This is a genomic window from Leuconostoc mesenteroides subsp. mesenteroides ATCC 8293, from assembly GCF_000014445.1.
GTDB classification, from domain to species: Bacteria; Bacillota; Bacilli; order Lactobacillales; family Lactobacillaceae; genus Leuconostoc; species Leuconostoc mesenteroides.
The window spans coordinates 1,769,095-1,790,361 of the sequence record NC_008531.1 but is presented as its reverse complement, the minus strand read 5'-3'; the positions used below and the strand labels follow the sequence as shown (position 1 = coordinate 1,790,361).

21 protein-coding genes and 2 other annotated features are annotated in these 21,267 nt (G+C 37.8%); of the genes, 20 read left to right on the top strand and 1 reads right to left on the bottom strand.

The window, feature by feature from the left end; genetic code table 11:
* Nucleotides 1-75 precede the first annotated feature (75 nt).
* From LEUM_RS08855 to LEUM_RS08805, 11 genes are all read left to right on the top strand, one after another.
* Nucleotides 76-216, top strand: coding sequence for a teichoic acid D-Ala incorporation-associated protein DltX (locus LEUM_RS08855; RefSeq protein WP_002815850.1), 141 nt, complete (start codon nucleotides 76-78; stop codon nucleotides 214-216).
* A gap of 14 nt (nucleotides 217-230) precedes the next feature.
* On the top strand, nucleotides 231-1,760 hold the full coding sequence (dltA, locus tag LEUM_RS08850) for a D-alanine--poly(phosphoribitol) ligase subunit DltA (protein ID WP_011680402.1): 1,530 nt from the start codon (nucleotides 231-233) through the stop codon (nucleotides 1,758-1,760).
* Nucleotides 1,753-2,961: a D-alanyl-lipoteichoic acid biosynthesis protein DltB gene (gene dltB, locus LEUM_RS08845; protein WP_011680401.1), complete on the top strand. Its 1,209-nt coding sequence runs from the start codon at nucleotides 1,753-1,755 to the stop codon at nucleotides 2,959-2,961. Before dltA ends, dltB begins: the two co-directional genes overlap by 8 nt.
* Nucleotides 2,962-3,031: 70 nt before the next feature.
* Nucleotides 3,032-3,268 carry a D-alanine--poly(phosphoribitol) ligase subunit DltC gene (gene dltC, locus LEUM_RS08840; protein WP_010292689.1) on the top strand — a complete coding sequence of 79 codons (237 nt, stop codon included), beginning with the start codon at nucleotides 3,032-3,034 and terminating at the stop codon, nucleotides 3,266-3,268.
* Between the two features lie 4 nt (nucleotides 3,269-3,272).
* Complete coding sequence (dltD, locus tag LEUM_RS08835; protein WP_011680400.1) at nucleotides 3,273-4,559, top strand: D-alanyl-lipoteichoic acid biosynthesis protein DltD; 1,287 nt, start codon at nucleotides 3,273-3,275, stop codon at nucleotides 4,557-4,559.
* Nucleotides 4,560-4,629: 70 nt separating this feature from the next.
* Nucleotides 4,630-5,040, top strand: a complete 411-nt coding sequence (acpS, locus tag LEUM_RS08830; RefSeq protein ID WP_002815841.1) for a holo-ACP synthase — start codon at nucleotides 4,630-4,632, stop codon at nucleotides 5,038-5,040.
* Nucleotides 5,037-6,158 carry an alanine racemase gene (alr, locus tag LEUM_RS08825; protein WP_011680399.1) on the top strand — a complete coding sequence of 374 codons (1,122 nt, stop codon included), beginning with the start codon at nucleotides 5,037-5,039 and terminating at the stop codon, nucleotides 6,156-6,158. Before acpS ends, alr begins: the two co-directional genes overlap by 4 nt.
* Before the next feature lie 38 nt (nucleotides 6,159-6,196).
* Nucleotides 6,197-6,562, top strand: coding sequence for a type II toxin-antitoxin system PemK/MazF family toxin (locus LEUM_RS08820; RefSeq protein ID WP_002815839.1), 366 nt, complete (start codon nucleotides 6,197-6,199; stop codon nucleotides 6,560-6,562).
* 80 nt (nucleotides 6,563-6,642) lie between these two features.
* The gene (locus LEUM_RS08815; protein WP_011680398.1) at nucleotides 6,643-7,344 is read left to right on the top strand and encodes a response regulator transcription factor; all 702 of its coding nucleotides are present in this window, start codon (nucleotides 6,643-6,645) and stop codon (nucleotides 7,342-7,344) included.
* Nucleotides 7,325-8,623: a sensor histidine kinase gene (locus LEUM_RS08810; protein ID WP_010280580.1), complete on the top strand. Its 1,299-nt coding sequence runs from the start codon at nucleotides 7,325-7,327 to the stop codon at nucleotides 8,621-8,623. The genes LEUM_RS08815 and LEUM_RS08810 overlap by 20 nt, the downstream gene beginning before the upstream one ends.
* A 91-nt stretch (nucleotides 8,624-8,714) precedes the next feature.
* The gene (locus LEUM_RS08805; RefSeq protein ID WP_010280582.1) at nucleotides 8,715-9,572 is read left to right on the top strand and encodes a S1C family serine protease; all 858 of its coding nucleotides are present in this window, start codon (nucleotides 8,715-8,717) and stop codon (nucleotides 9,570-9,572) included.
* 93 nt (nucleotides 9,573-9,665) lie between these two features.
* Here LEUM_RS08805 and LEUM_RS08800 read toward each other — a convergent pair whose 3' ends face one another.
* Nucleotides 9,666-9,992, bottom strand: coding sequence for a thioredoxin family protein (locus tag LEUM_RS08800; protein ID WP_002815833.1), 327 nt, complete (start codon nucleotides 9,990-9,992; stop codon nucleotides 9,666-9,668).
* A gap of 155 nt (nucleotides 9,993-10,147) precedes the next feature.
* Nucleotides 10,148-10,446: a binding site (T-box leader), on the top strand.
* Between the two features lie 54 nt (nucleotides 10,447-10,500).
* Between LEUM_RS08800 and LEUM_RS08795 the strand changes: the two genes are divergently transcribed.
* The 9 genes from LEUM_RS08795 to LEUM_RS08755 all read left to right on the top strand — a co-directional run bounded on the left by LEUM_RS08795 (nucleotide 10,501) and on the right by LEUM_RS08755 (nucleotide 20,989).
* Entirely contained in the window at nucleotides 10,501-11,418 is a 918-nt protein-coding gene (locus tag LEUM_RS08795; protein ID WP_010284094.1) for a homoserine O-succinyltransferase, read from the top strand.
* Complete coding sequence (locus LEUM_RS08790; protein WP_011680397.1) at nucleotides 11,415-12,524, top strand: trans-sulfuration enzyme family protein; 1,110 nt, start codon at nucleotides 11,415-11,417, stop codon at nucleotides 12,522-12,524. Before LEUM_RS08795 ends, LEUM_RS08790 begins: the two co-directional genes overlap by 4 nt.
* A complete protein-coding gene (locus LEUM_RS08785; RefSeq protein WP_011680396.1) occupies nucleotides 12,521-13,660 on the top strand; it encodes a trans-sulfuration enzyme family protein in 1,140 nt (379 codons plus the stop codon). The genes LEUM_RS08790 and LEUM_RS08785 overlap by 4 nt, the downstream gene beginning before the upstream one ends.
* A gap of 51 nt (nucleotides 13,661-13,711) precedes the next feature.
* The gene (locus LEUM_RS08780; protein WP_011680395.1) at nucleotides 13,712-14,839 is read left to right on the top strand and encodes a vitamin B12 independent methionine synthase; all 1,128 of its coding nucleotides are present in this window, start codon (nucleotides 13,712-13,714) and stop codon (nucleotides 14,837-14,839) included.
* Nucleotides 14,840-15,040: 201 nt separating this feature from the next.
* Complete coding sequence (locus LEUM_RS08775; RefSeq protein ID WP_002815828.1) at nucleotides 15,041-15,517, top strand: S-ribosylhomocysteine lyase; 477 nt, start codon at nucleotides 15,041-15,043, stop codon at nucleotides 15,515-15,517.
* A gap of 424 nt (nucleotides 15,518-15,941) precedes the next feature.
* Nucleotides 15,942-17,069, top strand: a complete 1,128-nt coding sequence (locus LEUM_RS08770; RefSeq protein ID WP_011680394.1) for a 5-methyltetrahydropteroyltriglutamate--homocysteine S-methyltransferase — start codon at nucleotides 15,942-15,944, stop codon at nucleotides 17,067-17,069.
* Between the two features lie 193 nt (nucleotides 17,070-17,262).
* Nucleotides 17,263-18,555, top strand: coding sequence for an O-acetylhomoserine aminocarboxypropyltransferase/cysteine synthase family protein (locus LEUM_RS08765; RefSeq protein ID WP_011680392.1), 1,293 nt, complete (start codon nucleotides 17,263-17,265; stop codon nucleotides 18,553-18,555).
* Between the two features lie 113 nt (nucleotides 18,556-18,668).
* Nucleotides 18,669-20,264, top strand: a complete 1,596-nt coding sequence (locus tag LEUM_RS08760) for a peptide ABC transporter substrate-binding protein (protein ID WP_011680391.1) — start codon at nucleotides 18,669-18,671, stop codon at nucleotides 20,262-20,264.
* An 8-nt stretch (nucleotides 20,265-20,272) separates the two neighbouring features.
* A complete protein-coding gene (locus tag LEUM_RS08755; RefSeq protein ID WP_011680390.1) occupies nucleotides 20,273-20,989 on the top strand; it encodes a gamma-glutamyl-gamma-aminobutyrate hydrolase family protein in 717 nt (238 codons plus the stop codon).
* Nucleotides 20,990-21,258 (top strand) — a binding site (T-box leader).
* Nucleotides 21,259-21,267 lie beyond the last annotated feature (9 nt).

Genomic DNA, 21,267 nt, shown 5'->3' with positions numbered 1-21,267 from the left:
ATTATATTACTGACGATACTTTAAAGTTAAAATAAATAACTTTTAAAGAGACAATTTATACGGGGGTTACTGCGAATGTTAAAGCATTTTTTCCAACATCCAGTTATTAATTTTGTTGGGCGTACTGTTTTTTATTTCTTAATCATTTTATCACTTTTGTACTTATACGGCTATTCTGGCGTTGGGGAAGGACATTTTCTTTACAATGAATTTTAAATGGGGGAGCACACATGATTGATAATGTGTTAAAACAGGTTGATCTCATCGCGGCAACGCAGCCTAAAAAAGTTGCGTATGATGAACTGGGGGAAAAGCATACTTATGAACAGCTGAAAAAAGCATCTGATAGTTTAGCTCATGCTTTAGATGAACTAAATTTGCCGGAAAAGGCGCCAGTTATGGTGTATGGTGGGCAGCAATTTGAAATGATCGCCAGTTTCTTAGGCAGTGCTAAATCAGGGCATGCCTACATTCCAGTTGATGTTAATTCAGCAGAGGAAAGATTGACAGATATTATTGAAATTGCTAAGCCTGCAGTGATCTTAGCTATTGATGAGTTACCAACATCAATTTCAGATATTTTAATAATTGATAAACAACATCTGGATCGTATATTTTCTACGAATGTACCTTATGAATTGACACATTCTGTTCAAGAAAATGATAATTTTTATATTATTTTCACTTCTGGGACAACAGGGCGTCCAAAGGGCGTTCAAATTTCACATCATAATTTACTAAGCTTTACTAATTGGATGATCGGCGACACATTTGACTGGCAAGAAGGCAGTAATGTGTTATCACAGCCACCATATTCTTTTGATTTATCAGTGATGGATTGGGTTCCCACAATTGTTACGGGTGGGACTTTGAAAGCATTACCCAAATCAGTAGCTGAGGACTTTAAACTATTATTTGCCACTTTACCAAAGTTAGATTTAACTACATGGGTTTCGACGCCATCATTTGCTGATGTTGCCCTTCTGGATCCAGAATTTAATCAAGCGAACAATCCAAATTTGAAGGCCTTTTTGTTTTGTGGCGAAGTACTAACACGTACGACAGCAGAGAAGTTACTAGCGCGCTTTCCAAAGGTGAAAATATACAATACGTATGGGCCGACAGAAGCCACAGTTGCTGTTTCAAGTATACGCATTACCAAGAAAATCATCGAAAACTACGATAAAATGCCAATTGGGTACGTAAAGAAAGATACGTTAATTAGTATTCAAGATAGCAATGACCAAGAAGTTTCTTCTGGGGAAAAAGGCGAAATTGTGATTTCTGGCCCTTCGGTTTCCAAAGGTTATTTGAACAACCCTGAAAAAACAAATGACGCTTTCACGAAATTTAACGGTGAACAGGCATATAAAACCGGTGATTTAGCAACAGTTGATGAAAATGGTTTGTTGCATTATAAAGGACGTAGTGATTTTCAAATCAAATTACATGGGTTCCGAATTGAATTGGAAGAAGTTGCGCAACAATTACAACAAAGTCAATGGATAGAACAAGTAGTCGCTGTTCCACGTTATGACGCTGATGGTAAAGTTAAGCAGCTGTTGGCCATTGTGGTGCCCAAAGAAAATGACTTTTCTAAACCTATGTTGTTAACAAATGCAATTAAAGATGGCATGAAAGACATTATGATGCCTTATATGATGCCGAGTCGATTTATATATCGCGAGTCAATGCCATTAACACCAAATGGTAAAATTGATTTAAAAGGGTTGATTGCTGAGGTGAATGGCAATGCTTAATCTACAACCCTATGCAGATCCGCAGTACTTCATTATTTTATTGTTGGCACTACTGCCTCTAGCCATTGGTTTATACTTTGGAAAGCGTATAGCTTGGTATGAAGTGCTGGTCTCACTTGTCTTTATTTTCTTGATGTTTGATGGTGAGAAATACCATGAAGGTATCGCATTAATTATCTACATGATTTGGCAATGGCTGCTTGTTTGGGCCTATACTTTGTATCGTAAAAAGTACAACCAAACTTGGGTGTTTTATGTCACAACTATTTTAGCTATCTTGCCATTAGTATTAATTAAGGTTGCGCCAGTTGCTAATTGGTTGCAAGTGACAACCTTACTCGGATTTATGGGTATTTCGTATTTGACATTCCGTTCAGTTGGTATGGTGATGGAAATACGTGATGGTTCGATTCAAGAATTTAATCCTTGGCTTTTCTTGCGGTTCATGCTGTTTATGCCAACAATTTCGTCAGGTCCTATTGATCGGTACCGTCGTTTCGTGAAAGATGTTGAGAAAGCACCGACACACGATAAGTATCTAGAAATGCTTGGCAAAGCTGTCAAATACCTTTTCATTGGTTTTTTGTATAAATTCATCGTGTCTCATGCTTTGGGAACGGTATTAATGCCAAATGTTGAGCGTATGGCGATTATTTCTGCACACGCTCAAGGCGGATGGTCATGGTGGATAATAGCGTATATGTATATTTACGGTTTGAATTTATTTTTTGACTTTGCTGGATATTCAATGTTCGCTGTAGCAACTGGGTATGTGATGGGAATTGAAGTGCCAATGAACTTTAATTTACCATTTTTGTCCAGAAACTTAAAAGAGTTTTGGAATCGTTGGCATATGACTTTATCATTTTGGTTCCGTGACTTTGTCTTTATGAGACTCGTGTTTCTGATGATGAAGAAAAAATGGTTTAAAAGTCGAGTCACAACGTCAAACGTGGCTTATATCATTAATATGTTGATTATGGGATTTTGGCACGGATTGAAATGGTACTATATCGCTTATGGCTTGTTTCATGGTGTTGGTCTTGTTGTCAATGATATGTGGTTACGCTATAAGAAAAAGCATCACGTACCGCATAATAAATTTACGAATGCGTTAGCGATTGTGATAACATTCAACGTAGTAATGATTAGTTTCTTACTATTCAGTGGTTTGTTAGACAAAATCTGGTTCCAACGTTAGTGTAAAGAAAACAAATAGAAAATAATAGCTATTATATAAATGATAGTATTAGAAATCGAGGGAAAAAATAATGGACTTGAAAGAACAAATAGTAGAAATCTTAAACACAATTATTGGTGAAGACATTTCTGACCAAATGGACGATGATTTTTTTGAGAATGGGTTGCTAGATTCAATGGCAACGGTAGAATTATTGCTTGATTTAGAAAGTAAGTTCAATATTCAAGCACCTGTCTCTGAATTTAATCGTGATGAATGGAACACACCAAACAAGGTAGTTGCTAAAGTTGAATCATTGATTGGATAAAAAAATGCTGAAAAAACGGGGGCTATGGTGGATATTTGGTCCAGTAATCTTGGCATTCGTCATGGTTACTGCACTATTTTTGGCACCATTTTCATTAAATTATTTATCAAATAAAGATATTCAAAAAGCGTCTGTGTCATTTTCTAAAAATGTTTTTAAAGGCGAAAGCGTCAAAATGGCGGCCTTTAGTAATTCAAAGACAAATTATGTCCCTTTCTTTGGGTCAAGCGAACTCCTCCGTTTGGATACAATGCATCCATCGGTGTTGGCAGCAAAGTATAAGCGTAATTATCAGCCATTTTTGCTTGGTCAGGCTGGAACAGAATCTCTTTCGCATTACTTGGGGATGCAAGAAATGACACCGGCTTTGCATAAAAAGCAGGCAGTATTTATTATTTCGCAACAGTGGTTTACCAAACGTGATAGTAAGTGGGCATTTCCACAGTTTTACTCACCGTTGCAGACCGTTAACTGGTTACGAAACATTAAGACAATTAGTGCAACTGATCGATTTATTGCGAAACGATTATTGGAACAAAAACAAATTAGTGACAATAGCTTTTATGCTCGTCTCATTACAAAGATTAAAAATAATGAGCCTTTGTCAGAAACTGATCAGAGCTTGTTAATGTTACGAAATAGAATGTTATTGCGCGAAGACCAACTATTCTCAAATTTTGCAGTATCTAATAATTGGGATAAGCAAGTTGAACCAGCACTAAAGTCGTTACCAAAAACTGATAATGTATCGTTGTTAGAGCGGGAAGCGATGAGAGTTGCGAAGAAGCAAACTGGTAATAATAAATTTGGCATAAAAAACTCGTTTTTCAGAATGCGAGTCAAACCAAGTTTGAAGAAGCTGGAAAACTCTCAAAGTCATTTTGATTACCGACAGTCTGATGAGTATTCCGACTTTCAGGCTGTATTACAAGAGTTTGCAAAAGAGCATACTGACGTTTTGTTCATTATTCAGCCTGTTAATAAAAGGTGGTCAAAGTATACTGGGCTGAGTACAAAAAGATATTATCAGAGTGTGGATAAAGTAAAAAAACAGTTAAAGTCACAAGGCTTTAACCAAATTGCTGACTTTTCTCATGATGGTGGACATAAGTACTTTATGCAGGACACCATCCATATGGGATGGCGAGGATGGGTAGCTGCTGATACGAAAATAAAGCCCTTTTTTGCACGAGGTTATCAAGAACCAACATATCATATCAATGATAATTATCTATCCAAAAAATGGCAAAATTTGATACCAACAGACAAAAATCTTAAAAACTTTAAATAATAGGGGTCAAAAGGGTTAAGTGTAGGCAAAAAAACTTTGTCAACACTTGACCTTTTGTTACAATAGAACCATGATTATAGGAATTGGAAATGACACAGAAGCGATCAGTCGAGTTGCAGAAATAGTCGAGCGTCAGAAGAGTTTTATAACACTCATTTTGACGCCGGCAGAACGTGCTGCAGCGGCCGAGCGAAAAGGTAAGCACCAAAACGAATATATTGCCGGACGTTTCTCTGCCAAAGAGGCTTTTTCAAAAGCCACCGGCTATGGAATCGGTGAGAAAGTTCAGTGGCAAGATATTGAAATTTTGAATGAGCCAAATGGTCGACCTGTAATGAAAGTGAAAAACTTCCCCTATCATACCTATGTTGCAATCACACATAGCGGTGATCAAGTGAATACGGTTGTTGTTATTGAACGTTTGACACTGCTGGAAAAAATGAGTATAAAGCTGTTTCCTAAACGAGGAGTATTATCATGACAGACAATGATATATTATGTTTACGGCCGACATGGCTAGATATTGATTTAAAGGCAATTCAGACCAATGCTAAATTAATTATGAGGCATGCGGGCGCACAAAGATTGATTGCTGTGGTTAAAGCCAATGCTTACGGACACGGTGCAAAACAAGTTGTGGGGGCTTTATTTGAGGTGGGTGTCTATGATTTTGCGGTAGCGACGATTGGTGAAGGTGTTGACCTGCGTAAATATTATCCCCAAGCAGAAATAAATATTTTTCTACTTGGTGTCCAAGATGTTACCCAAACAGAAGTTATGGTGGAAAATCGTTTATCACCAGCTGTTGGAACAACTGAATGGCTTGATGAGGCAGTAAATTACATCAAAGATGGGCAGAAACTAGATGTTCAATTAGCTGTTGATACTGGTATGGGTCGAATGGGTGCTCATTCAGCAAGTGCTGTTGAAGACATGTATCATCTGATTCAAGGTACTGAAAAGTTTCAATTGGCTGGTGTGTTTACTCATTTTGCCACAGCTGATGATAATAATCAAAACTATTATGATGAACAAGTCCAGCGTTTTTATCAGTGGGTACAATCAGCTGGTATTCCTAAACAGTACTGGCATTTAGCAAATTCAGGGTCTGCGATTTGGCATCATGATGAAATTTATACGGATACGATCCGGGTCGGTTCTGTGCTTTATGGGTATAATCCTGGTGCCCCTGAAAAAAAGATGCCCTTACCCTTGAAACCAGCCCTACAATTGAAATCAAAGTTGGGGTCAGTACATCAATTGACAACTGGCGAGTCAGTAAGTTATGGTGCAACATATACGGCAGAGAAACCACAATGGATAGCTACTTTGCCTATAGGTTACGCAGATGGCTATCTGCGTCGCATGAGTGGTATGAAGGTCTTGGTCGATGGACATATTGAACATGTAATTGGACGTGTCACAATGGACCAGATTGTGATAACATTAAAGCAGAAATACCCTGTTGGAAAAACTGTAACTTTGGTTGGCCTTGAAGGTGAGAATCAAATATCGGTAGAAGAGATTGCGGAATATGCTCAGACGATTCCGCATGAAATACTAACAAATTTTGGTGCTCGGTTGCCTAGAATTTATTAAAAAGCGTCTCACGACGCGTACATAGAAGTGAGAATATTATGACAGAAGAACATCAAGCAGTTATGCGTGGTGACGTATTTTACGCCGATCTAAAGCAAGGAATAGGCTCTGAGCAGGCTGGGGTGCGGCCCGTTTTGATTATTCAAAATGATGTAGGAAATGCCAATTCCCCTACAACTATTGTCGCTGCGATAACGTCCCAAATTTCTAAACCGAAGTTGCCAACACATGTATTATTACCTGAACATATGAGCGGTATGAAAAGAGATTCAGTCATTTTGGCAGAGCAAGTGCGAACAATAGATAAGCGCCGCTTACGTGACAAAATTGCACATATAAATGCTTCTTCAAATGAAATGCAACTTGTGGCACATGCTTTGCGGATTAGTGTGGGGTTGAAGTAAAGTTGTCACTATATTTAACTTATTTTTAACCTACGATTTGTATAATAAATGTAATAAAACAGGTAAACAGGAATATGAAAATGTCAAAAGCAATTAAAATACTATTAATCGAAGACGATGTCAATCTAGCAGATAATGTTGTTGGTTTTTTGCAGGACTTTGCAGATATCAATGCTGTTACAGATGGACTTGATGGTGAATTTGAGGCGCAAGAAGCACCGTATGACCTGATTATTTCTGACCTCATGCTACCTGGCGAAACTGGCTTAGAGTTGATCAAAAATTTGCGCGCAAATGATGTTGAAACGCCAGTTTTGATTTTAACAGCAAAAACTTCACTGGATGATAAAATAGAAGGTTTCAATGTTGGTGCTGATGATTATTTAACGAAGCCCTTTCATCGAGAGGAATTACTTGTTCGTGTAAAGGCACTTTTGCGCCGTTCAGGGGTCTATTCTGAGGATAATACGCTAGCGGTTGGGGATGTGATGATTAACCTAGAAAATCGCGGTGTGCAAGTGCATGGTCAACCGGTTAAATTAGTCGGTAAAGAATTTGATATCTTAACTTATCTTGCACAAAACAAAAATATTATTGTCACTCGTGATCAAATTTTTGATCGCGTATGGGGTATTGATTCAGATACGACAATCAACGTTGTTAATATTTATTTGAATAACTTACGTCGAAAATTAGAAGCCGTTGGACAAAATAATTTAATTAAGACCCTACGTAATATAGGGTTTATTCTAGAGGTAGAGGATGCCGAACGCAATCAATAAAAAGCAGCAAGTACGTGGATTTATCTGGTTACTCGCCAGCTTTTTTGTTATATTTTCAATTTTAGCTAGTGTCATTTTCGTATCATACACTCGAACGGTCTTTAACAGTGCGGATTCTGCAATCAATCAGACGCTTTCGATGTATGATAGTAATGGTTTACTTTCAACTTCTGACAAGGATGTCAAGAAGCCACAACCTTTGTATAATAATACCAGCACGCGAACAGAAACATGGTTATTTGACAAAAATGGTAAGTTGATAATTGATAGCAATACGGAGGATACACGTCAAGCAGCTTTGCAAAAAGCGCTACAACAAGCTATCAAATTTGATAAAGCAACAATGACGGTTAAACCCAATACCTATAAATTTTATGGTAATTATTACCGAATCATTGGTTTTCAGTTCAAGAAAAATGCTGCTAAGGGCTATAATCAAATTGCAGTCCATGGTATGGTAACGGTTAATGTTACAGACACCATGGATAACTTGAATAATTTTAAGAAAGTATTGTTCTGGTCCTTTGGTCTTTTTGGTATTTTGTTAGTGATAGTATCATATTTAATTGCTCGGCGAAATATGAAACCAATATTAAAATCCTGGCAACAACAACAAGACTTCGTTAATAATGCGGCTCATGAATTACGGACACCTATGGCCGTTATTCAAGGTAAGCTAGAGACAATGCTGACAAAACCGGAATCAACGGTTCGTGATCAGTCAAATGCTATTATTTTATCGCTTTCTGAAGTGCGACGGTTAAATTCTTTAACAAATAATATGTTAACGTTAGCAAAAACAGGGTCTAATATGACCACCATTGAAAAAGAATCAACGGATGTCAAGCAATTCTTAGAAAACATTATTACACCATATCAAGAAATGGCAGAGTTTGAAGAGAAAGCTGTGACACTTGAGGTTGATGTAAATCAAGCGATCTTTATAGATCAGAAACGAATTCATCAGTTACTAGTTTTGTTACTTGATAACGCATTGAAGTACTCAGATGCTGGTGCGACAATTGCTGTGAAAGCAGGTATTGAAAAGAAAAAGTTTGTCCTCACCATTGCTGATAGCGGTCGAGGAATTAGTGATGAGGCTAAAAAACATGTCTTCGATCGTTTCTATCGTGAAGACAAAACTGGTAATCGTCAAACTGGTGGTACCGGACTTGGATTATCGATTGCTGAATGGGTAGTTCATGCTCACGGTGGTAAAATAACAGTAGCAGATAATCAGCCGCAAGGTACTGTTTTTAAAGTCATTTTACCCCTTTAATGTTTAATTTACTTTATGTCATTATTATGGATATAATAGGGTGTGGATTTTGTCAGAAAAGCAATAATGTACACATATGAAAGGGCGAGTTATGAAAAAGCATTCTTTAATTATCGTTGCTATAGTTTCGGCATTGGTAGCAAGTTTTGTTGTCTATTCTGGATTGCAACCAGATTCTTGGTTCCAGCAACGTACAAATACAACAAAAACAAGCAACTCAGCTGGTACAACAACTATTGCCAAAACAGCTTACACAAGTAGTGATACGGCAACAACGGCTTATAACAAAGTGAAAAACGCTGTGGTTACCGTTCAGAATTTACAGAAAACATCGTCAAGCAGTAGTTGGTCATCATATTTCCAGCAAAATCAGCAAGATAGTAGTTCTGAATTGGAAACAGCATCAGAGGGTTCAGGTGTTGTTTATAAAATTTCTGGTGGCTATGCGTATATTATTACCAATAATCACGTGGTAGCTGATTCTGATGAATTACAATTAATTACCGCTAGCGGTAAAAAAATCCAAGCAACTATCGTTGGCACAGATTCAAGCAAAGATTTGGCTCTGTTAAAGGCAAAAACCACAGATATCAAAACATCAGCATCCTTTGGTAATGCCAAAAAACTGCAGTCTGGTCAACAGGTCTTAGCAATCGGCTCTCCTTTGGGTTCTGATTATGCTACTTCTTTGACTAGTGGTATTGTTTCAGCCCCACGCCGCACACTTTCTGCTGAAGAAACGGGTTCTTCAGCAACTACTGCTATTCAGACAGATGCCGCTATCAATCCTGGTAATTCTGGTGGACCATTGATTAACCTAAAAGGTCAAGTAGTTGGTATTAACTCGTCTAAAATAGCTTCTTCTACGGACGGTACGAGTGTTGAAGGCATGGGATTTGCTATTCCAGCAGATATTGTTCAGACATTTATTAAGAATACTGAAAAGTAGTAACTAACATATTAACGCAATATAGAAATAGCCCATAATATCACAAGTTTAGTAATTTCTTGCGATATTTATGGGCTATTTTTGGCATTAAAACTAAAGTGTTGAATGATACCAATCTACGATTTCTTTTGGTGTTAGGCGTTCGCCGTGTCCGATGCGTGAAATTTCTTGTCCATTTTCAAACAAAACAAAAGATGGAATACCACGCATGTTATGTTTTGTTGCGACATCGATATTTTCGTCTCTATCAGCATCAAACCATTCAGCAGTTTGTGTAACTTCATCTTTGATAGTTTGAATAAAAGGCTTTATGGCTTTACAATCACCACACCAATCTGCAGAAAGAAACATGACATGACGACCGGGCTTGTTTATATGTTCCTCAACAGCTTCATTTGAGTTATGTGTTGGTTCGTACATAATTTATTTACCTCACTAAATTCTAGTAGAATTGTACCATAAAGTAGTTTCTAATGCTGAATATAAAACCGAGATGAAAGAAGATATAAAAAAATACCATGAGAAATATTAAAAACTATTGACATATATCAAATTAAAAGTTATAGTAATAATCAATATAAACGTTGAAAAGATAAGTACATCTTTGAATCTTAGTTAGAGAGCTCGTGTTTGGTGAAAGCGGGTAAGATAATTAGTTGGAAAATGGTCTTGGAGTTTTTTACGGATACGAGCAAGCGAACACTCATATGTGTTACGCGGTAAGTTGAAATCGGGCGTCCCCGTTACTGGACAACGTATAAACCAAAGCTTTCACAGATGTTCTCGACGAAATTTTTTGGCGTACGTTTGGAGGTGTAAACTTGCAATGTTTACATAAATACCGGGTGGTAACACGTCAATTAACGTCCCGTAGTATCTTTAGATACTACGGGACGTTTTTTATTTTTTAAGAATTTGGAGGGAACGTATGAGTGTTATATTAAATAACGGTTTGTTGAAGCGTGAAAGCTTTGTAATCGGTCGTTTTGAAGTATTAGAACCGACTATCAATATACTCTTGGTCAACTTAATGCCCAATCGATTACAGACTGAAAAGCAGTTCACAAGATTGTTGAGTCATTTACCTATCAATGTGCGAGTAACATTTGCAGTACCAAGTGAGCATAAAATTCGCCACGACACGGATGCAATTATGACTAACTATGTCACACTCAACGATATTTGGCACAAAAAATTCGATGGCATGATTGTTACAGGTGCGCCAGTGGATCGCATGAAATTTGAACAAATCGACTATTGGGATGAATTTCGTCATTTACTAGAATGGCGAAAAACACATGTAACTGAAAGTCTATTTGCATGTTGGGCAGCGTATGGCGCTGGCTATGCAGAGAGAAACTTTCCTGTTAAAGCCTTGTCAGAAAAAATTTCGGGCGTCTTTCAAGCTAGCCAAATTTTTAAACGTCATTCATTATTAAAAGATTTGGAAAACATTAGTATGCCACAATCTCGTTACTTTACGGTACCAAATTTTGGTGTGGCTAGACGCTTGAAAGTTGCTGGTGACGATATTTTGGGCGCATTTATTTTGAGGGATGAACATGTAAACTCAACCTACATTACTGGACATTTCGAATACGACACTGAGACTTTAGAGAACGAATATCTTCGTGATATAGCAATTGACCCAAACACAATTAAGCCTAAGAACTATTTTTATAATAATAAACCAACCAATACATGGCAGACTTATGCTGAAAAATTTTTTGTAAATTGGGGGGAACTGTTGATGGAAAAGATGACTTCATCAAGATCAACAATACCAACATTAAATCAAGAGAGGAACAAGCTGGGTCTAGGGACCTCGCAATGTAAATACTTATGAGCATTAAAATTGATACATTATTAGCACAGGGCGGTAACGGCAGTGATGACATTAAAACAGGGGCAGTAGTTAGTCCATTATATTTTTCAACGGCCTATCGACATCCCAATTTGGGTGAATCATCTGGCTTTGACTATGCACGTTTACAAACACCCACACGTCAAATATTGGAAGAGCAGTTAGCGGATTTGGAACAGGGCGTGCAGGCATTTGCTACCAGCTCTGGTATGGCAGCGATTGATCTTTTGTTTGCGTCATTGATTAAAAATGGTGACCATTTTGTTACCTCGGATGATCTATATGGCGGCACATATCGCTATTTCGATGCCATTGTTGAACAGAGTGGCGTGAGCTATGATGTTTGGAATGGGGTGGATGACATTTCGACCTTAATTAACGAAACCACGCGACTTGTTTGGTTGGAAACACCATCTAATCCAACGATGAAAGTAATCGATATTCAGAAGTTAAGTGCAAAAGTAAAAGGCATCAATCCTGATATTTTAATTGCTGTTGATAACACTTTCTTAACACCTATTTTTCAACAGCCATTGACACTTGGCGCGGATATTGTCGTTCATTCCGCCACAAAGTATCTTGGTGGACATAATGATATTTTGGCTGGAGCAGTAATTGTTAATAGTGATGATTTAGCTGAAAAATTAGAAATATCACTGACGACACGCGGACAGGTTTTAGATTCGTTTAGCTCTTGGTTATTGTTACGTAGCTTGAAAACGTTGCATCTTCGGATGCAACGCCACAATGAAAATGGTCAATATTTAGCCAAAAAATTACCGTGTATTCCCGGTATAGATAAAGTCTTATATGCTGGTGTTGGTGGAATGTTGAGTTTTTATTTGTCAAACGATTATGATGTAGATGCTTTTTTGAAAGGATTACAAATCGGGTCTTTTGCGGAAAGCTTGGGTGGTCCAGAAACGCTAATTACGATTCCTGCGGTGCAAACACATCACGATATGAGTCAAGAGCAGCGTGATCACTTGGGTATTACCAATCAATTGGTGCGTGTGAGTGCCGGATTAGAAGATAAAGAGGACCTATTGGCAGATTTAAGGCAAGCAGTTGAAGGAGCAAAGCGATGAGTGATTGGACAAATATTATTGATGCAGCAACAACAAATGATCCACTGTCAGGTGCAATTAATACACCGATTCAACTAAGTTCAACCTTTAGTCAAAAATCTTTTGATGAATTTGGAGAATATGACTACGCTCGCTCTGGAAATCCCACTCGTGACGCGGGTGAAAAAGCATTAGCGCAGCTTGAACATGGAAAGTACGGGTACCTTTTTAGTACTGGAATGGCAGCAATTAGTAGTGTGCTGTTTACCTTATCAGCTGGGGATCATATTGTTGTTAGTAAACATGTTTATGGCGGCACATTTCGAGTTTTAGAAGATGTTTTGCCACGATGGGGTATCACACACGACTTTGTTGACTTTAGCGATTTGGCAGCAATCGAGCAGGCTATCAAACCAGAGACCAAAGCATTGTATATTGAAACACCCTCAAACCCAGTTTTGAACATTACTGATATTCGAGCGGTAGTTGGTATCGCAAAGAAACATCAGTTGTTTACAATTGCTGATAACACATTTTTATCACCATTCTTGCAGAAGCCTTTGGATCTAGGTGTTGACATTGTGGTTCATTCGGCAACAAAGTTTTTGGCAGGACATTCTGATATTCTTGCTGGTGCTGTCGTAGTTAATGATAAAAAATTAGCAGACCAAGTTTATTTTATTCAAAATGCGGTCGGGGCAACGCTTAGCGTTTTTGATACGTGGCTGTTGTTGCGTGGCATAAAGACACTAGGTGTTCGTATGACGCATTCAAGTGAATCAGCGCATAAAATAGCTGAGCATTTAGAGGCTCATGAAAAAGTATCAAATGTCTTATACCCAGGGTTAAAAACACATAAAGGCTATGAAATTCATGCTTCACAAGCTAAAAATGGTGGGGCGGTGTTGAGCTTTGATGTAGGCAGTCAAGAAAATGCTAAGAAAGTAGTGGAGTCCTTACATATCCCAGTATTTTCGGTTAGTTTAGGAGCAGTGGAAACAATTATTAGTTACCCGCCAAAAATGAGCCACGCAGAGTTAAACGTGGATGAGTTGGCCAAATGCGGTATTACACCTGGTTTGCTACGCTTCTCGGTTGGATTAGAGGATGCAGATGATTTGATTGCAGATTTGGATAGTGCATTAGCCTTAATTTAGCTTGATAGATTACGTGTAGGTATTAAAATACCGGTGTTTAAGGAGAAAAACATGACAACTACAGAAACAAAAAAATTAAATTATCATTTTGATCAAGTGGGATCTTACTTACGTCCAGAAAACCTGAAAAAAGCGCGTGAGCAATACGCACAAGGCGAAATTTCGCACGATGATTTACTAAAAGTTCAACATGATGAAATTAAAAATCTAGTTGATGAACAAGTCAAGGTTGGTCTATCAGCTGTCACTGATGGGGAATTCAATCGTTCATGGTGGCATTTAGACTTTTTAGGTCAACTAGGTGGATTTGAATTTTATGATCAAAATGACTCGTACAAATTTCACGGTCAAAAAACGCGATCAACTAATGTTCGTTTAAATGGGAAAATTCATGCTAATTTAGACCACCCATTCTTTAAGGATTTTGAATATTTGAAGTCAGTGACGCCTGAAGGGGTGGAGCCAAAACAAACAATTCCATCACCAAGTTTGATTATTAATCGCGATCACCGTTCTGATTTATGGTCAAAATATTATGATTCATGGTCAGACTTTTTAGACGATTTAGCTCAAGCTTATCATGATACACTGCAGAAGTTCTATGATCTAGGCGCGCGTTATGTACAAATTGATGATACAACTTGGGCATACTTGATAGCGCAGTTGAACGGTCATGCTGACAATCCCGAGGAGCGTGCAAAGTTTGAAAAAACAGCAGCCGATGATGTTTATGTAATTAATAAGGCATTGGCTGGCTTACCAGAGGACTTGAAATTAGCAACACACATTTGTCGTGGTAACTTTAAGTCGACTTATTTGTTTGAAGGCGGTTATGAGCCAATTGCAAAGTATCTAGGTCAACTAAACTACGATGCCTTTTTCTTAGAATATGATAATGATCGTTCGGGTGGATTTGAGCCTTTGAAAGAAATATACAATAATCGTCAAAATGTTGAAATTGTATTAGGATTGTTAACTTCTAAGTCAGCAGATTTGGAAGATGTTGATGAAGTCGTTGCCAGAATTGACGAGGCAGCAAACTATGTGCCTAAGTCTAACTTGGCTCTATCAACACAATGTGGATTTTCTTCAACGGAAGAGGGAAATATCTTAACGATTCCTGATCAATGGAAAAAATTAGCGTTGATCAAACATATTGCTGATGAGCAACTTGCTTGAGAATGAACACATGTGTTAACAATCACACCTGTAAAATGTTAATATAATAGTAACCGCGGCTAACAATAAAGATCATAAGACAGATAAAATGTTGGCAACGTTGTACCGCGCAAAAACGTTCCAACAGCATGTCACTAAGAAGTAGTATGGCACAAAGACGAAAGTCATTAAGCCATTATCTTATCTTGAAGGAGAAAAATAATGTCAGAAACAGTTGTTGAAAGTTTTACTTTGGATCATACAAAGGTTAAGGCACCGTATGTGCGTGTGATTGAAACACAAGCTGGTCCTAATGGCGGCAGCATTACTAATTATGATTTGCGGTTAACACAACCTAATGAAACATCGATTGAAACGGGTGGATTGCATACACTAGAACATTTATTTGCAGGCCTTGTTCGTGATGAAATTGATGGCATTATTGATATGTCACCATTTGGATGCCGTACTGGATTTCATGTTATCTCATGGGTAAATTACGATTCGGAAACATTAGCTAAAGTTTTCAAAAAAGTATTGGAAAAAATTGTTAGTGATGAAGTAACCGAAGTGCCCGCAGCAGAAATCGAAAGTTGTGGTAACTATAAAGATCATAGTCTACATTCAGCTAAGGAATGGGCAAAAATCATCTTGGCACAAGGTATTTCCAGTGATGCGTTTGAACGTAAAATTGTTTAACGTTTAATGAAAAAAGTATTGACAAATTATTATAATATAGTATGATTATTTTAACAAAGAAAAGATAAGTAGTGTTGTAGCGTTAAAAAGAGAGTTTACATTTGGTGAAAGTAGACAACGCGAACACATGAAAATGGTCTTGGAGTTACTGTTATTGCGAACGCACGCTGATTCATTTGTTGAAACGACGCAAGCAATGGCCGGGAGAGCCCGATATAGCGACATCAATTCTCAATATCATGTACAGATGTTCTCGAAGCATGATAAAGATGATTGATATTGAGGTGTGTAGGCTTTTTGTCGACACATAAACACCGGGTGGTAACACGACGAGTCGTCCCGCAGTCTAAATTAATTAGACTGCGGGACTTTTTTGTTGTTTTGTAACCACTACTAAAATTCAAAAAGTACAAGGGGAAAAATTATGACAACACAGACACTAAAGGCACTAGGATTTCAGCATGTTGGTTCATTTCTACGACCAGCTGAATTAAAACAAGCACGGCAAGATTTTGAAGCTGGTAAATTGACACAAGAAGAACTTGAAGGTGTTGAAAATTCAACGATTGCACATTTGGTTGATCAACAAGTGGCTGCTGGAATAGCAGTAGTAACAGATGGCGAATTCCGTCGTTCATATTGGCATCTGGATAATTTCTGGGGATTTGGTGGCGTTGAAAGATTAAGCTACGGCGAAGGCTACTTCTTCGCTCATGAGGAAACACGTGATGATTCAGCACGTTTAAATGGTAAATTGAGCTTTGACGCCAATGTACACCCATTTATTAAGCATTTTAAGTTTCTCAAAGCACTTGCTGATGAAGTGGGCGTAGAAGCCAAAATTACAATTCCGGCGCCATCTCAATTTTATGCAGAACTAGTTCGTGGTACAAATGCTGATGTTGTATCGAACTTCTATGATTCTGATGAAGAATTTTTTGCAGATATTAAGCGTGTTTACCATGAAGAGATTATTGCATTGTATGAAGCAGGTGCTAAAACAGTTCAATTAGATGACTGTACATGGGGCATGTTAGTAGATGCTGATTTCTGGGAAAAAATGGCTGGATCCGGCTTTGATGTTAAACAACTAAAGGCGCTGTATTTGGACTTGAACAATGGTGCAATTGCTAACTTACCAGAAGATTTAACCATTAACACACATATTTGTCGCGGAAACTATCATTCAGATTGGGCAGCTTCTGGTGGTTATGATGCGGTTGCTGATGAATTATTTGGTCAAGAAAATGTATCAAGTTACTTCCTAGAATATGATTCAGAACGAGCAGGTGGCTTTGAACCTTTGGCTAAAGTATCAGGGGATAAAAAAGTTGTTCTCGGCTTGATTACAACTAAAACGGGTGAGTTAGAAAAGAAGGAAGACATTATTAAGCGAATCCATGAAGCGGAAAAATATTTGCCATTGGATCGTTTATGGTTGTCAACACAATGCGGATTTGCTTCTACTGAAGAAGGTAATATTTTAACAGAAGAACAACAATGGGCTAAGTTAGCACTTGTTAAAGAAATCCTCGATGAAGTTTGGGGATAGATGAATACATCATATATGATGTGATATTTGTAAGGAGTAGAAAAATGCAAGCAACAACGCCTAATCGATTTTTTGAGACAACACGAGCATTAAGTACACTTCTTGGTTGTGGTTTAGTGCAAACACGAATGTGGTATCAGTAATAATTTTATTAAATGTTGCATAAAAATAACTTACATGAGGAAAATATTCTATGACTAATCCAGAAAAAAAATACGCATTTGAAACACTACAACTTCATGCTGGCCAAGAAGAGCCAGATTCAGCGACAGGTGCGCGTGCTGTACCAATTTATCAGACAACTTCTTTTGTCTTTAAGGATGCTAAACAAGCTGCTGGGCGATTTGCTTTAACAGATGCTGGCAATATTTATGGGCGGTTAACCAATCCAACAAATTCAGCTTTTGAAGCAAGAGTTGCAGCGCTCGAAGGTGGTACAGCGGCTATATCGTTAGCTTCTGGTGCAGCGGCAATTACCGCTGCAATATTGAATGTTGCTGGAGCTGGCGATCATATTGTTGCCGCATCAACGCTATATGGTGGCACGGTCGAGTTGTTTTCAGAAACATTGAAGAAATTATCTATTGATACAACATTTGTTGACCCAGATGATCCTGAAAATTTTGAAAAGGCCATTCAAGATAATACAAAAGTTATTTTCTTCGAAAGCTTAGGAAATCCAAAAATAAATATTATTGATTTTGAAGCCGTTGCAGCAATTGCGAAAAAACATGGTATTATTTCTATTGTGGATTCTACTTTTGCGACACCATTTTTGACTCGTCCGCTGGAATACGGCATTGATGTAGTTGTTCATTCAGCCACTAAGTTTATTGGTGGACATGGTACAACATTGGGTGGGGTAGTGATTGAAAAAGGAGATTTCGATTACGAGGCCTCAGGACGCTATCCTGATTTCACCACGCCAACACCATCGTACAACGGTATTGTTTGGTCTGATCTAAAAGGTGGCGCATTTGTAACTAAAATCCGTGCAGAACATTTACGTGATACAGGGGCAACATTATCACCACAATCAGCGTTTTATCTGCTGCAAGGATTAGAGACACTATCCTTGCGTGTTGAGCGCCATGTAGAAAACACACGTAAAATTGTTTCTTACTTGAATAATAATGACAAAGTGGCTTGGGTCAGTTATCCAGAATTAGATGATTCTCCATACAAGCCACTCGCTGACAAATACTTTAAGAACGGTGTTGGATCGATTTTCACATTTGGCTTAAAAGCTGGCGAAGCTGGTGCAGAAAAATTGATAAATAACTTAGATATCTTCTCGTTATTGGCTAATGTTGGGGATGCTAAGTCTTTGATTATTCATCCAAAATCAACAACACACGCCCAGTTAAATGATGAGCAGCTGCAAGCAGCAGGTATTACACCGGATTTGATACGTATTTCAATTGGTATTGAAAATGTAGATGATTTAATTAACGCTTTAGATGAAGCGTTATCATATGTTAAATAAGTAGTGTTTACTACTATGGGAGAGATTTAACAGCATTTGATAGTGATTATTGCTTTTATTAAGTCATAGGCATGTTAAAATGACACTATTAATGTATTTGGGAGCGAGAGAATATGAATAAAAAAATAGTCATTGGTGCAGTAGCTGTTATCGCAGTTGCTGGCATTTATGCTGCAACACGTCCGTCAAAATCAGCGAAAGGTCATACGTTAAGAGTTGCTGTTCAAAACAACATCTCAACATTGGATCCAAATCTAGCTGATCAAGTTGGTGCGAATTGGGCAGAAGTGCAAACACTTGAGGGGCTTTATACAACATCTGCTAATGGCAAAATTATTCCGGGGGTCGCTCAAAAAATAGTTCAACCAACCCAAGGTAATAAGGTTTATACAATTAAGCTCAAGAAGAACCAAAAGTGGTCTGATGGCTCACAAGTAACGGCATCTGATTTTGTTAATTCAGTTAAACGTCAAGTAAATCCAGTTACAAAATCTACTCGTGCTAACCATTTTAAAGATATTGCTGGTTATGATGCTGTATATAATAATAAAGAAAACGTTAATAAGCTTGGTATTAGTGCACCAGACAAATACACGGTGAAAATCGAACTATCTCATCCAGTCCCTTATTTTAATTTTATATTGGCTAACCAACTGTATCCAATTAATTCAGATAAACTAAAAGAGTATGGTAGCAAGTATGGCCAAACAGCTAAGACGACTGTCTCAAATGGTGCTTATACGATAAAAAAATGGAATCAATCATCGACGACTTGGGAATTTGTCAAAAATAAGTATTATGCTGACGCTAAAAATGTTCATTATGATACCATTAAGGCTACTCAAGTCACTGATGCAACGCTAGCTTCTAAACAATATCTAGCAAAGAAGGTCGACGAAGCAGAAATATCTGGTGGTATTTTAACGGATTTGAAGAAGAGCCATGCTACTGATATTAAATCAACACAAAAGGGACGTGTGGCGTTTATTGTTTGGAATGCTGATGATAAGACAGTCAGCAATACAAATCTCAAGCAAGCTTTGAGTTTAGCAATAAACCGCAAGGAGTTAACAAAATCAGCGTTGGCTGATGGTTCAACACCTGCCAAATCAATTGTGCCAAGTGGTGAAGTAAAAGTAGACGGTAAAGATTTCAATGCGAACTTGTCACTACCTTATAACAAGGCATTGGCTCAAAAGTATTTGAAACAAGCGCAATCAGAATTAAATCAACAAAAAATTACAATTACGCTTAATACAGCTGATACCGATGCTTATAAGGCATTAGGTGTTTACTTGAAACAGAGTATTGAAGCAACGTTGCCTGATGTTACAATTAACCTAAAGCAATTGCCATTAAATGCTGAAATTTCCGCCTTTGAGAGTCATGATTTTCAGGCTGGAACTTTAACATGGTCAACAGATTATAATGATCCCATTGATTTCTTGGATATAGCTTATTCGAAGGGGGCAATTAATTTTACAAATTGGACTAATTCGGAATATGAGAAGATTATCAACAAGGTTTCTGAGCAACATGAGGCCAATGACGCCCGTTATAAGTTGGAACAACAAGCAGCCAAGTTGAATAATGATTTAAATGGTGTTACGCCATTGTATCAAGTATCCAATGTTCATTTATTACGCTCATCGGTTAAAAACTTAGATTATCCTTTGATTGGTTATCAGAACTATAAGTATGCAAAGTGAGTGCAAAGATGAAAAAAGTAGGTATACCAAGTAATAATCTTGTTCATGCGAATGCTCATTTTGGCACCAATTATGTCGATTATATCCAAAAAAATTATATTGATGGTATTAGCGGTGCGAATGCGCTACCTATCGTGTTTCCAATTGGTGATACAAAGTTGGCTAAGGCATACATCGATTCAGTTGATGCTTTGTTATTAGCAGGCGGTCAAGATGTTTCACCAGTGTATTTTGGTGAAGATCCACATATTAATTTACATGAAACCGATGATCGACGTGATGCTTTTGAAGTGGCGCTGGTAATCGAAGCGCTTAAACAAGAAAAACCAATTCTAGGTATTTGTCGTGGATTGCAAATTATTAATGTTGCACTGGGTGGCACTTTGTACCAAGATTTAGGTAGTCAGTATGACGGCTTGTCAGTAAAGCATAATCAATATCCGACAAAATGGTATGTACCAACACACCATATAGTATTGCAACGTCAAAGTTGGCTGAGTGATATTTTTGATGAAAAATCACTTGTTAATTCTTTTCATCATCAAGCAGTGAAAAGATTGGCAGATGGGTTGAAGCTGGACGCCACGAGTTCAGATAACGTTGTAGAGGCATTTTCTGATGACTCACGACGTATTTATGCAGTACAGTGGCATCCAGAAATGTTACTGATGGACAATCCAGATGCTCAAGAATTGTTTGATTCATTTGTGGCAAAGATTGAATAGTTTTATACGAAGAAAAGATAAGTAGTGATTAATGCATTTATAGAGAGCCTGTGTTTGGTGAAAACAGGTAATGTCATATCATGAAGATGGTCTTGGAGTTTCGCTTTAGTGAGCGTGGTAAGATTTTTGAAATCAAAGCGACGTAAACTATGGCCGGGAAAGCCCGTTATAGCTGTTTTGATTTTCTAATCCTGTATTGGAAGACTGAAGTTAAGGTGTGCAACAAAGCATACGAATAACGGGTGGTAACACGAGGAATCGTCCCGCAATCTGAATTT